Source organism: Rhizobium sp. RU36D (assembly GCF_900176345.1).
In the GTDB taxonomy this organism is placed as follows: Bacteria; Pseudomonadota; Alphaproteobacteria; order Rhizobiales; family Rhizobiaceae; genus Allorhizobium.
In genome coordinates this window covers 487,961-501,085 of the sequence record NZ_FWXU01000001.1, presented here as the reverse complement: position 1 = coordinate 501,085, position 13,125 = coordinate 487,961, and the positions used below count along the sequence as shown (strand labels likewise).

The window sequence follows — 13,125 nt, the reverse complement described above, 5'->3', positions numbered from 1 at the left end:
GATGAAGACGATCCGACTGACGGCGGCGCAGGCCGCCATGCTCTATATCGCCAACCAGTACAACGAAGAAGGCGATACCTTCATTGCCGGCGTCTGGGCTATCTTCGGCCATGGCAATGTCGCGGGGATTGGCGAGGCGCTTTATGGCGTCCGTGACAGGCTCAAGACCTATCGCGGGCAGAACGAGCAGTCGATGGCCCATGCGGCGATTGCCTATGCCAAGCAGTTGCGCCGCCAGCGCGCCATGGCGGTGACGTCGTCGATCGGCCCGGGGGCCGCCAATATGGTGACGGCGGCAGCACTCGCCCATGTCAATCGCCTGCCTGTGTTGCTCATGCCGGGCGATGTCTTCGCCAACCGCGGACCCGATCCCGTTTTGCAGCAACTTGAGGATTTCGGCGACGGCACGATGACGGTCAATGACTGCTTTAAGCCAGTCAGCCGCTATTTCGACCGGATCATGCGCCCCGAGCAATTGCTGACGGCCCTGCCGCGCGCCTTCCGGGTGATGACCGATCCGGCGGAATGCGGTCCGGTGACCCTGTCCTTCTGCCAGGATGTGCAGGCCGAGGCCTATGATTTTCCGGAAAGCTTCTTCGAGAAGAAGGTCTGGCGCCAGCGCCGTCCGCGGCCCGACGAGGCAGAACTGGCGGAGGCTGTGGCCGCGATCCGTGCTGCGAAAAACCCCGTGATCGTCGCCGGCGGTGGCGTGCATTTTTCCGGCGCGACGGAAACCCTCAAGAACTTCGTGGAGAAGCATCGGATACCTGTGGTCGAGACCCAGGCCGGCAAATCGGCCCTGGCCTGGGATCACGGATTGAATTTTGGGCCGGTTGGCGTGACCGGGGCGGAAAGCGCCAATATCGTCAGCGAAAAGGCCGACCTGGTGATCGGGGTCGGCACCCGTTTCCAGGATTTCACCACCGGTTCCTGGGCGCTGTTCAAGAACCCGGATCGACGCATCCTGGCGCTGAACGTGCAGCCCTATGACAGCGCCAAGCATGACGCGCTGCCGCTGGTGGCGGATGCCCGGATCGGGTTGGAGATGCTGAGCGCTGCCCTCGGCGACATCAGCTTTGATGCGCCTGACGCCGCCATCAAGGACGCCTGGTTTGCCAAGGCAGATGCGGTGACGGCGGCGCCCAAAGATGGCAACCAACTGCCGACGGACATGCAGGTCATCGGCGCGGTGCAGCGGGCCTCGCGGGAGAATACCGTCGTCATGTGTGCCGCCGGCACCATGCCGGGCGAGCTTCATCAGCTCTGGAAGGCCAAGCTGCCGCTTTCCTATCACATGGAATATGGCTTCTCCTGCATGGGTTATGAGATTGCCGGCGGTCTCGGCATCAAGATGGCGGAGCCCGGCCGCGATGTGGTCGTCATGGTGGGCGATGGCTCCTACATGATGATGAATTCGGAGCTGGCGACAGCCGTCGCGCTTGGCGTGAAGATCACAGTCGTGATCACCGACAACCGCGGCTATGGCTGCATCAACCGGTTGCAGATGGCGACCGGTGGCGCCGAGTTCAACAACCTCTATGCCCATACCAGCCATGTGAACCCCGTCGCGATCGACTTTGCCGCCCATGCGGCCGCCATGGGGGCGCAGTCAAACAAAGTCTCGTCCATCGCCGAACTCGAAGCCGCGCTGGATGCCGCGCGCGACGCGACGGTTGCCACCGTCATCGTCATCGATACGGATCCCTATCCAACCCCTGGCGCCGGTGGCTATTGGTGGGACGTTGCCGTCCCCCAGGTCTCGGCGCGTGCCGAAGTCAACAATGCCCGCGCGGCCTATGAGGCGGCGCTGAAGGAAAGACGCTGATCATGATCTCCTACGGTACGAACCCCATTGCCTGGTCCAACGACGACGACCGCACGCTTGGCGCCCATATCAGCCTCGCGCAGTGCCTTGATGAAACCGCGAAGATCGGCTTCGACGGCATCGAGAAGGGCCACAAGTTTCCGCAGGACCCTGCTGGTCTCAAGGCCGTGCTGGAGCCGCGCGGTCTCCGCTATGTCTCCGGCTGGCACTCGCTGAACCTCCTGACCCATTCGGTGGAGGAGGAAAAGGCTGCGATGCAGCCGGCGCTCGACCTGTTGAAGGCGATGGGCTGCAAGGTCATCATCGTCTGCGAGACGTCGAACGCCATTCACGGCGATGACAGCAAGCCGGTCAACGACCGGCCCAGGCTTGCCGATGGCGACTGGACGAGCTTCGGGGCGGGTGTCGAGGCTCTTGCCGAATATGCGGCAGCCCAAGGGATCTCGCTGGTCTACCACCATCACATGGGTACGATAGTCGAGAGCGAAGAGGAAATCGACAGGCTGATGGCCCATACCGGCCCGCATGCGCGTTTGCTGCTGGATACGGGACATTGCCTGTTCGGCGGTGGCGATCCGGAGCGGCTGGCCCGCAACCACATGGGCCGCGTGAGCCATATCCATGCCAAGAATGTGCGTCCCGTGATCGCAGCGCAGGTGCGCAACGAAAAGCTGTCCTTCCTCGAAGGCGTGCGTCGTGGCGTGTTCACGGTGCCTGGCGACAGCGAGGGCGGCGTGAATTTCCCGCCGGTGCTTAAAATCGCCGCCGAACACGGCTATGAAGGCTGGCTGGTAATCGAAGCCGAGCAGGACCCTGATGTCCGCAACCCCTTCGAATACCAGAGCCTCGGTTTGACATCGCTGAAGGCCATGGCCCGGGAGGCTGGCCTGGACAAGGATTGAACGTGAAGTTTCTCGATTCCAACCACCCCATGTTCCAGAAGCTCTGGGTTCGTATCGTCACTGTGGTGGCGCCGGCAGTCTGGGGGGTGGTGGAGTTGGCGAACAACCAGATCGCATGGGCGATCATGTTCCTGGCCGCTGCCGGTTATGCGGCCTACGAACTCATCTACATGTATGAAAAAAATAAACCCCGGCCGCCGGCCGCGGGCGAAGCTTCAACCGACAAAGGCGGAGATGAGGAATGAGCGATCTGCTGCGCAAGCCAGTCGCGACAACCGGCAAGGTGCATGACATCACGCCTGAAAGCGCCGGCTGGGGCTATGTCGGTTTCGGGCTCTACAGGCTGAAAGCGGGCGATAGCGCTGCCGAGGCAACCGGTGACACGGAAGTGATCCTGGTGCTGGTGGAGGGCAAGGCGGAAATCGAAGGCGGCGGCAAGGTGTTCGGCGAACTCGGCGACCGCATGAACGTGTTCGAGCAGAAGCCGCCGCACTGCGTCTATATTCCCGCCGGGGCCTCATGGTCTGCAAACGCGACCACCGACTGCACACTGGCGGTCTGCACGGCGCCGGCCATGCCCGGCCGCGAAGCGACCGTCATCGGTCCTTCCGGTATTGCGCTCACCCAGCGCGGGCAGGGCGCCAATACGCGCTACATTTTCCCCATCGCGATGGAAGAGCGCGATGTGGCCGACAGCCTGCTGGTGACGGAAGTCTTCACGCCCTCGGGCAACTGGTCGTCCTATCCGCCGCATCGCCACGACGAGGATCGCTTTCCCGAGATGACCTATCTGGAGGAGAGTTATTACCACCGGCTCAACCCCGCCCAGGGCTTCGGCTTCCAGCGGGTGTTCACGGAGGATGGGTCGCTGGACGAGACCATGGCCGTGTCCGATGGCGACGTGGTGCTGGTGCCGAAAGGCCATCATCCCTGCGGCGCGCCCTATGGCTACGACATGTATTACCTGAATGTCATGGCCGGGCCGCTGCGCAAATGGCGGTTCCAGAACCATCCTGATCACGACTGGATCTTCCGCCGGGACAATCCACAAACATAGACTGAAAGACCTTAGGAGGGGAGCATGTCGGGACTTGGTATCGGTCTCATCGGGACCGGCTATATGGGAAAATGCCATGCGCTGGCCTGGAATGGCGTTGCCAGCACCTTTGGTGACGTCGCCCGGCCTCGCCTCGTCTCACTGGCGGAGGTGGATGCGGAAACCGCAACCCGCAAGGCGGCGGAGCTCGGCTTTGCGAAATCCACCGGCAACTGGCGCGATCTCCTTGATGATCCCGACATCGACGTGATCTCTGTGACCACGCCCAATGCCTTCCATGCGGAAATGGCGGTTGCGGCGCTTGAGGCCGGAAAGCATGTCTGGTGCGAAAAGCCGATGGCGCCGGCGCTTGTCGATGCCGAGCGCATGGCCGCTGCCGCACGGCGGGCCGGCAAGGTGGCCGTCATGGGCTACAACTACATCCAGAACCCCGTCATCCGGCATATCAGGACACTGATCCAGGAAGGGGCGATCGGCGCCGTCAACCATGTCCGCGTCGAGATGGACGAGGACTTCATGGCCGATCCCCAGGCCCTGTTCTACTGGAAGAGCGAGGCGTCGTCCGGTTATGGCGCACTCGATGATTTTGCCGTTCATCCCTTGTCGCTGCTCTCGGTCCTCTTCGGTCATCCGAAGTCTGTGATTGCCGACATGGCCAAACCCTATGCCGAACGACCGACCGCCGCGGGCGGAGCCCGCAAGGTCGAGAACCATGACCTGGCCTCCGTGCTGATGCGGCTCGAAGGGGGCGTGTCCGCGGTGCTGATGGCGAACCGCTCCGCCTGGGGGCGCAAGAGCCGCATCGCTCTGCAGATCTACGGCTCCAAGGGGGCGATCCTTTTCGACCAGGAGCGCATGAACGAGTTTGAACTCTATCAGGCGAGCGGACGCTCCACCGAGCAGGGATTTGCAAGGGTGCTGACGGCACCGGCGCACAAGCCTTACGACCGCTTCATTCCGGCACCCGGACATGGCCTGGGTTTCAATGATCTCAAGATCATCGAATGCCGCGAGTTGATCGGGGCAATCCAGGGTGAAAGCGCCCATGTGATCGATTTCCAGCAGGGTCTGCGCATCGAGCAGAGCGTGCATGCCATGGCGCGTTCCTTCGTGGAGCGGCGCTGGATCGATGTCTGACATGACCTAAAGCCCATCGCTATCTCTCGCTATTGCGACGGGCGTTCCGGCGTCGCGATTTGCGCATTTCGTTGTGCAGAAACCAGTCATTCTTGACGGAAGACAAGTCCGCGCGCTTTTGCTGCGCCGCGGCCAATCCAGTTCCAGAGCCGTTGCGTAGAGAGGCCAAAACGCACGCAATGGAGATGGAGCGATGATCAAGTTGGCAGCGGCCCTGTTGGGCCTCTCACTCAGCCTCACCAGCCAGGCCGGGGCGAAGGAATTCACCTTTGAAAGCTATTTTGCTGGAAAGACGAAGGCGGTCGGCAGCTTCAGCGCCATCAACGGCGTGAAGCGGAAGTTTTCCGTTGACCTCACCGGCACCTGGGATGGGCGCATGCTGACGTTGCGCGAGGACTTCGTGTTTGATGATGGCACGCGCGACCGCAAGACCTGGCGCTTCGTCAAGACCGGTCCCGGCCGCTACAGCGGCACCCGGGAAGATGTGATCGGGGAGACCAAGGTCACGATCGAAGGCGACACGGCGAAGTTCACGTATCTCGTCTATCTCGATTCCGCCAAGCAAGCCAATAAGGTGCGGTTCTACGACACGATGGTGCTGCGCAAGGATGGCACGGTTCTGAACACCGCCTGGGTCACCAAGTTCGGCCTGCCCGTCGCCAAGACAACGGTTGAGTTCAGCCGGTAGTCCACGGGTCTCCCCCAACGAAAATGGCGGCGCCGGGGCGCCGCCAGTCGGTGAGGAAGGGAGGTTATTGTTATTTCTTGGTTCGCTTCTTCTGCCGGTAGACGTCGGTAATGACGGCCGCGACGATGATCATGCCCTTGACGATTTCCTGGTAGTAGGCGTCTACCCGCAGGAACGTGAAGCCCGAGGTCATGACGCCAAGGATGATGGTGCCGATGACTGTGCCGGTGATGCGGCCTGCGCCGCCGGCCAAGGAGGTTCCGCCGATAACTGCAGCTGCGATGGCGTCGAGTTCGTACATCACGCCCATGCCTGACTGAGCCGTCTGGGCACGGGCCGCGGTGACGACGCCTGCCAAGCCCGCCAGCATGCCGGCGATGGCATAGACCTTGATCAGATGGCTTTCGACATTGATGCCGGATACCCGTGCCGCCTGCACATTGGCGCCGATGGCATAGGTGAACTTGCCATAGCGGGTATACCGCAGCGCCACGTGGAAGATGGCCGCGACAACCAGGAAGACGACGACAGGCCAGATGCCGGTGCCGATGAAGTTGAACTGGTCGGTAAGGCCGGAAACCGGCTGTCCCTTCGTATACCATTTGGAGATGCCGCGCGCGGTGACCATCATGCCGAGCGTAGCGATGAACGGCGGGATCTTGGTGCGGGCAATCAATTGCCCGTTGATATAGCCGGCCAGCAGGCCGACGGCGATGCCGACGAAGATCGGGATGAAGAAGGGTAGGTCGGTCAGGCCCGGATACAGCGCGCGCGGCCATGTGGAGGCCTGGGCGACGCTTGCCGAGAACATGGCCGTCATGCCGACCACCGATCCCGATGACAGGTCGATGCCGCCTGTGATGATGACCTGCGTGACACCAACGGCAATGATGCCGATGACCGAGACCTGCAGGATCATGATGGTCAGGCGCTGCTGGTTGAACAGAAAGCTCTGGCCGATGAAGAGCCATCCCAGGATTTCGTAGACCAGGGCAATTCCGATCAGCACGAAGAAGATGTTGGCCTCCGGCGGAAGCCGCCGATGGGGCTGCGGCGCGCGCATGTCGACCTTCGTCTTGGCCGCTGTTTCGCTGCTCATATATTCCTCCCTGCGGTTATGGATCAGCGCGACGCCAGATCCATGACCTTTATCTGTGTGGCTTCTGCGCGGTCGAGAAAACCGGTAACGCGGCCTTCATGCATGACCATGATGCGGTCGCTCATGCCCAGCACCTCCGGCATTTCGGAGGAGATCATGATGACGGCGACGCCGTTTCTGGTCATCTCGCAGACCAGGCGATGGATCTCCGCCTTGGCTCCAACATCGATGCCGCGTGTCGGCTCATCGAGGATCAGGATGCGCGGATTGGTCAGCATCCAGCGCCCGATCAGGGCCTTCTGCTGGTTGCCACCGGAGAGGTTTTCGATCCTCTCGTTGAGGCTCGGGGTCTTCACCCTGAGCTTGCGGCACATCTCCTCGCATTGTTCTTCAATCTCGCGGGCCTGCACGAAGCCATGTCTGACATAGCGGTCCTGGAGCACGGCGAGCTGCATGTTTTCCAGCACATCCAGCACCAGCAGGCAGCCGGTTTCCTTGCGGTCCTCCGTCAGGAAGGCCATGCGGTTGCGGATCGCTTCCGTCGGGCTGGAGATTGCGACAGGCTTCCCATCGATCTCGATGGTGCCCGAAGAGGCAGGGGTAACGCCGAACAAGGTTTCCGCGACATTCGAGCGGCCGGAGCCGACGAGGCCTGCGACGCCCAGGATCTCGCCTGCGCGCACCTCGAAGGACACGTCGCGGAAGACGCCGTTCAGGGTCAGGTTCTTGACGGAAAGCACTGTCTTGCCGAGCGGCACTTCCTCCTTGGGAAACATCTGGGTGATCTCGCGGCCGACCATCATTCTGATGATGTCGTCGCGGGTCACCTCGCTCGAGGCATGGGTGGCGATATACTTGCCGTCGCGGAACACCGAGAACTCGTCGGCGATCTCGAACAGCTCGTTCATCTTGTGGGTGATGTAGACGATGCCGATGCCCTGGTCCCTCAGGCCCCTGATGATCTGGAACAGGTGCTCGACCTCGCGCTCGGTGAGCGCCGATGTCGGCTCGTCCATGATCAGCACGTCGGACTCGTAGGAAACCGCCTTGGCGATCTCGACCATCTGTCTGTTGGCAACCGAGAGATCGCCGACGTTGGTTTCCGGGTCGATGGAGATGTTCAGCCGCTCGAACAGGGCCGTGGTCTTGCGGCGCATTTCCGCGTGATCGACAAAGCCGAAACGGGTCAGCGGCTCGCGGCGGATCCAGATATTCTCGGCGACCGTCATATAGGCCATCAGGTTCAGTTCCTGATGGATCATGGCGATGCCGTTTTCGAGCGCATCCAGCGGCGATGTAAGACGGATATCGACGCCCTTCAACTGCACGCGGCCCTTGTCCGGCTGGTAGATGCCGGCCAGGATTTTCATGAGGGTCGATTTGCCGGCGCCATTTTCACCCATCAGGGCATGCACGCTGCCGCGCTTCAGCCTGAAGGTGACATCATCAAGCGCCACGACGCCCGGAAATTCCTTGCGCACGCCTTCGGCGCTCAGCAAATATTCGGCATTCGGTATGGCGCCGCTCTTGCGCACCGCAGCCATGGTGGATGGGCTGACCATCGCGTCGACTCCCTGGACAATGCCAATGGCTGCGGATGCGGCCGATGCCGCATCCGCTCGCCTGGCGACTAACGTCAGTTCTTGGCCTGGTAGTCCTTGAGGTTGGCCGGGGTGACGAGTTCGAAGGGAATGTAGACCTTCTTCTCGACCTTCTCACCCTTCACCAGCTTCAAGGCAGCATCGAGTGCCCCCTTGCCCTGGCCGGCTGCGTTCTGGAAGACGGTGACGTCCATATCGCCAGCGGCCATGGCGGCCAGGGCGTCCTGGGTGGCGTCCACGCCGCCGACCACGACGGAATCCATCTTGCGGCCAGCCGCCTTCAGCGCCTGGACGGCGCCGATGGCCATTTCGTCGTTGTTGGCGATCACGGCGTCAAACTCGATGCCGCTGGACAGCCAGTTGGTCACGAGGTCGGCACCCTGGGTGCGCTGCCAGTTGGCGGTCTGCTCTTCTACAATCTTGATGCCGCTGCATTCGGGGGTGGCAAACACGTCATGCACGGCCTTGGTGCGCATGCGCGCGCCCTGGTTGGACAATTCACCCATCATGACCACGGCGTTGCCCTTGCCACCCAGCAGGCGGCAAACTTCCTTGGCCTGGAGCGTGCCGGCGACGATTTCTTCAGACGCGACGAATGACTGCTTCTCCGGCAGCTCATTGACGTTGATCGGCTCGCGATTGACGTAGACCAGCGGAATGCCGGCATCGGCAGCGATCTTCGACATGGCTGCGGTCGCATCCGTGTCGACGGGGTTGACGATGATTGCGTCCACGCCGGCGGCGATAAAGTTCTGGATCTGGCTCTGCTGCTTGGCCACGTCGTTCTGTGCGTCCTCGACCTGCAGCGTGACGCCGGGCACGGTCTTGGCATAGTCCTGCATGCCGTTGCGCAGAACGGTCAGAAAGTTGTCGTCGAACAGCGCCATCGACACGCCGATCGTCTCCGCATGAGCGGCCGTGCTCAGCATCACGGACATGGCAGCGCCCAGGATAAATTTCTTCATGACTTCCTCCTCAGATGGTGTCCGGTCCACCAGGTTTCCCGGAGATCGACCTGAACGCCGATCGCGCATTTTCACGCCTCCAACGCGTGAGAGGAAACGGAACAAACAGACCGCCGCTCTCAAAATGCAGATAATTTATTCCATTTTTTGGCGGGCGCGTCAACGCGCTGGCGAGCGATTGGAATAAAAATTATGGAAAAGCGCCGAATTGTCGCGATGCTGACGCTGCTGCGCCAGATCCATATGGAACATTTGTTCCATTAGTCACAATTGCTCTGGGACTGGCGGCTTGGATGCTTGCGTCAAAACGAACAGCAAAACAGGCCGCCCTGGCCGAAGAGACCACGCGAGCCAGGTAACGCAGAACGCTGCTCGCCCTGTTGGCTCAGACCGCCGCGCGGATGAAATCCATGCTCTGCCGCACCGCTGCAAGTGGGTCGCTGAGGGCGTGCACTTCGGCTGCGAAAGGCTCAAACGAGAGATGATTATTATAGCCCGCGGCGCGCAAGGCTTTGATCTGTGCGACATTGCCGAGCCGATCCGAGGCATCGATCAGGACGCGGTGAGGATCGCGCATTTCGGACACAGCCACTGAGCCATCCGTGACACCGGAAATATGCACGAGCCCGGTCAGTTCGGGGAATGCCGCAGTCTCTCCCGCCAGATGATGGTGGAAGGTGTCATGCACTAGCCGGAAGGTGTCGCCACCGATCTTACCGATTGCGGCGGCGGCCTCGCTTTTCAGGCGCAGGGAGCAAATCTCGAAACCGAGCGGCTCCACCAGGCCGATGAGCCCTGCGTTCTGGAGCAGAGGTGCCAGGGCGTTGAGTGCCATGTCCAGATTGTCGCGACGCTCCATTTCACCCAAGCCGGTACCGTCATTCTTCGGCACCAGCACCAGGGCCTTTGCGCCACACTCGCTGGCATAGGCGATCAGATCTTCGGCTTCGCGTTTCCGCTCGTCCGTCCAGTCATTGAAGCGCTGCAGCGCGTTGATCGAGATGATCTCGATGCCGCGTTCGGTCGCCAAGGCTCGCACTTGTTTGGGCGAGGTGCCATCCAGGATCGCATTGCCGGTCAGATCGTTGCGAATTTCGACAGCGTCAAGCCCGAGATTTTTCGCAAGATCGAGGAATTGCGCGAGCGGCAGTTTGGGCGCCGTCATGTGATTGATGGCGAACTTCAGGGGTTGCATGACTGGGTTCTCCTCCCGTGTCGGCACTCTAATATCCGGCAAGGTCGACGCCTCCTCATCGCCCTTGCCGTCGCGAAAAGCTGACTGTCAGACCTGACCGTCGAGCGAGCCCACAACCCCGTAGAGATCGGGCCGGCGATCGCGAAACAGCCCCCAGGCGGAGCGTTGCCGCTCGATGGCGTCGAGATCGAATATTTCCACCAACAGGCTTTCCGTATCGCGATCGGCTTCCCGGAGCTTCAGCCCGGTCTGGTCGGCAATGAAGGAGGAACCGTAGAACGTGATCGATGTGCCATTGCGACCTTCTTCCCGTCCGATGCGGTTGGATGCGATGACAGGCACCAGATTTGCTGCGGCATGCCCTTGCATCACGCGTTGCCAATGGGGCGCGCTGTCGAGCAGGGGATCTTGCGGCTCGCTGCCGATCGCGGTCGGGTACAGCAGCATCTCGGCGCCCATCAGCGCCATGCCGCGCGCTGCCTCGGGAAACCACTGGTCCCAGCAGATGCCGCAGCCGATCGTGCCGAAGCGTGTCTTCCAGACCTTCAAGCCGGTATCCCCGGGGGAGAAGTAGTATTTCTCGGTATAGCCAGGGCCGTCAGGGATATGGCTCTTGCGGTAGTTGCCCAGGACCGTGCCATCGGCATCGATCACGGCCAGCGAATTGAAATAGGCCTTGCCGGCTTTCTCGAAATAGCTGATCGGCAGGACGACGCCGAGTTCCGCTGCCAGGGCCGAGAAATGGCTGATCATCGGATTGTCTTCCAGCGGCAGCGCCAGCGCAAAATATTCCGGATCCATGTCCTGGCAGAAATACGGCGTGGCGAAGAGTTCCTGGATCAACGCGATATTCGCGCCCTTCGCCGCCGCCTGGCGCACCAGGTCCTCCGCCCGGGTGATATTTTCCTCGATATCCCAGCTGCAGGCCATTTGCGTGGCTGCGACGGTGACCTTTCTCATTTCCCGCTCCTTACGCCTGATAGGTGATGCGTCCGTCGCAGATGGTGGTTGCTGCCCTCACATCGATGATGGACCCCGGCGACACCTGCTCAATGTCAGTCGACAATATCACGATGTCGGCGAGATAACCCGCCTTGAGCATGCCTTTTCGATCTTCCATGAATTCGACCCAGGCGCCCACGGCCGTATAGGCGTGCAAGGCCTCCGACAGGGTAAAGCGCTCGTCGGGGAGCCCGTCCTTCCATGGCTTGCGGTTGACCGCATCCTGGATGCACTGGAAGGGAGAAATGGGCGACACCGGCCAGTCCGAGGCGAAGACGACGGGCGCGCCTGCTTCCTTCATGGTGCGCCAGGCATAGGCGTAAGGCCAGCGATCCTCGCCGATCCTGGCTGTTGTCGGCTCTGCCGGAAAACAGGTGCCGCCGGGATAATGAACCGGCTGCATGGAGGCGACGATGCCGAACTCCGCAAAGCGGCCGATATCGTCGGGGTGGATGACTTCGATATGCTCGATGCGGTGGCGGTTGCCGCTCTTTCCGTTCACCTTGGCGGCGGCTTCATAGCCGTCCAGCGTCTGGCGAACCGCTGCACTGCCAATGGCATGAACGGCAACCTGCAGCCCCAGGGCATCAGCCCTGGTTGCGATGGCATCGAAAGCATCAGGGGTGAAGAGCGGTTCGTAGGTATAGCCCGGCCGGTCGCCATAACCATCAAGCATATAGGCCGTCTGGCTGTCGAGCACGCCATCCATGAACACCTTGACGAAATCGCTGCGCACCATGTCAGTCGCAAATTCCACTTTCCAAGCCGCCGCCTTGTCCAGTTCGGACAGGTCCATGAAATTCTTCATGTGGAAGGGGATGCGGATGCGGCAGGGCAGTTCGCCCGCCAATTCCAGGTCGCGCATCAGGCGCAGCTGATAATGATTGCCGTCGAAATTCTGGATCGAGGTGACTCCCCAGGAGGCGCAGTAGTCCAGGCCCTTCTTGAGGATGGCGCGGTCGAGGGCATATTGCTCCGGCGTTACGTTTTCCGGGTCCCGTCCGGTCAGAAGGCCGAGTTCTTCGCGGCCGCCGGTCGAGGCCAGTGCAGCCACCGGGCCGAAGGCATTGCCCTCGCGCAGTTCGCCGCTTGCCGTTCCATCGGCTGCCATGACGATCTCGTTGCCGACGCCGACATCCTTGCCATGCAATAGGCCGGCCTTTTCCAGGGCCGGTGTGTTGGCCCAGGCCGTGTGATGGTCAGGCGCAAACATCATGAAGGGCCTGTCAGGAAGTGCCGCATCCAGATCCTGCCGCGTGACGGGCCTGTTGGCGCCGAGGATCGAGTAATCGGCCGAAAAGCCCATCAGCAGCGGTTCATCGGGATTGGCGGAGGCATAGTCCTGCATCGCCTTTTTAAGGGCATCGAAGCCCTGCACGCCATGCAGGTTGAGCTGCGTCAGCGAGACGGAGCCTGGGAAGATATGCATATGCGCTTCGTTAAAGCCCGGCAGGACGGTGGCGCCGGCCGCATCGATCGTCTTGGTGGATGGGCCGGCGAGTTCTTTGATGGCGGCGGTGTTGCCCACTGCCAGAATGCGATTGCCGTTGACCGCCACGGCCTCGGCGCGTGGATTGTCGGGATCCATGGTGAGGACGATGGCATTGTTGATGATCAGGTCGGCGGTCTGTGACATCGGGATATCCGGATTATT

At 61.4% G+C, this 13,125-nt stretch carries 12 protein-coding genes; 6 read left to right on the top strand and 6 right to left on the bottom strand.

Features of this window, described 5'->3' with window-relative positions; translation table 11 throughout:
- Window position 1: 1 nt before the first annotated feature.
- The 6 genes from iolD (at window position 2) to B9A97_RS02400 (ending at window position 5,609) form a co-directional block, all read left to right on the top strand.
- On the top strand, window positions 2–1,825 hold the full coding sequence (gene iolD, locus B9A97_RS02425) for a 3D-(3,5/4)-trihydroxycyclohexane-1,2-dione acylhydrolase (decyclizing) (protein WP_084363362.1): 1,824 nt from the start codon (window positions 2–4) through the stop codon (window positions 1,823–1,825).
- A 2-nt stretch (window positions 1,826–1,827) separates the two neighbouring features.
- Window positions 1,828–2,727, top strand: coding sequence for a myo-inosose-2 dehydratase (gene iolE / locus B9A97_RS02420; protein ID WP_084363361.1), 900 nt, complete (start codon window positions 1,828–1,830; stop codon window positions 2,725–2,727).
- Between the two features lie 2 nt (window positions 2,728–2,729).
- The gene (locus B9A97_RS02415) at window positions 2,730–2,972 is read left to right on the top strand and encodes a hypothetical protein (protein ID WP_084363360.1); all 243 of its coding nucleotides are present in this window, start codon (window positions 2,730–2,732) and stop codon (window positions 2,970–2,972) included.
- Window positions 2,969–3,784 carry a 5-deoxy-glucuronate isomerase gene (iolB, locus tag B9A97_RS02410; protein ID WP_084363359.1) on the top strand — a complete coding sequence of 272 codons (816 nt, stop codon included), beginning with the start codon at window positions 2,969–2,971 and terminating at the stop codon, window positions 3,782–3,784. The genes B9A97_RS02415 and iolB overlap by 4 nt, the downstream gene beginning before the upstream one ends.
- Window positions 3,785–3,808: 24 nt before the next feature.
- Window positions 3,809–4,921 carry a Gfo/Idh/MocA family protein gene (locus B9A97_RS02405; protein WP_084363358.1) on the top strand — a complete coding sequence of 371 codons (1,113 nt, stop codon included), beginning with the start codon at window positions 3,809–3,811 and terminating at the stop codon, window positions 4,919–4,921.
- Window positions 4,922–5,114: 193 nt separating this feature from the next.
- Window positions 5,115–5,609, top strand: a complete 495-nt coding sequence (locus tag B9A97_RS02400) for a DUF3833 family protein (protein WP_084363357.1) — start codon at window positions 5,115–5,117, stop codon at window positions 5,607–5,609.
- A 70-nt stretch (window positions 5,610–5,679) separates the two neighbouring features.
- On the opposite strand, the gene B9A97_RS02395 is transcribed toward B9A97_RS02400, so the two are convergent.
- The 6 genes from B9A97_RS02395 to B9A97_RS02370 form a co-directional block, all read right to left on the bottom strand.
- Complete coding sequence (locus tag B9A97_RS02395; RefSeq protein ID WP_084363356.1) at window positions 5,680–6,708, bottom strand: ABC transporter permease; 1,029 nt, start codon at window positions 6,706–6,708, stop codon at window positions 5,680–5,682.
- A gap of 23 nt (window positions 6,709–6,731) precedes the next feature.
- Complete coding sequence (locus tag B9A97_RS02390) at window positions 6,732–8,270, bottom strand: sugar ABC transporter ATP-binding protein (RefSeq protein ID WP_084363355.1); 1,539 nt, start codon at window positions 8,268–8,270, stop codon at window positions 6,732–6,734.
- 74 nt (window positions 8,271–8,344) lie between these two features.
- Complete coding sequence (locus B9A97_RS02385) at window positions 8,345–9,274, bottom strand: sugar ABC transporter substrate-binding protein (RefSeq protein ID WP_084363354.1); 930 nt, start codon at window positions 9,272–9,274, stop codon at window positions 8,345–8,347.
- A gap of 385 nt (window positions 9,275–9,659) precedes the next feature.
- A complete protein-coding gene (locus B9A97_RS02380; RefSeq protein ID WP_084363353.1) occupies window positions 9,660–10,469 on the bottom strand; it encodes a TIM barrel protein in 810 nt (269 codons plus the stop codon).
- Between the two features lie 87 nt (window positions 10,470–10,556).
- On the bottom strand, window positions 10,557–11,429 hold the full coding sequence (gene aguB, locus B9A97_RS02375; protein WP_084363352.1) for an N-carbamoylputrescine amidase: 873 nt from the start codon (window positions 11,427–11,429) through the stop codon (window positions 10,557–10,559).
- 10 nt (window positions 11,430–11,439) lie between these two features.
- Window positions 11,440–13,107, bottom strand: a complete 1,668-nt coding sequence (locus tag B9A97_RS02370) for an amidohydrolase (RefSeq protein WP_084363351.1) — start codon at window positions 13,105–13,107, stop codon at window positions 11,440–11,442.
- Window positions 13,108–13,125: the final 18 nt, after the last annotated feature.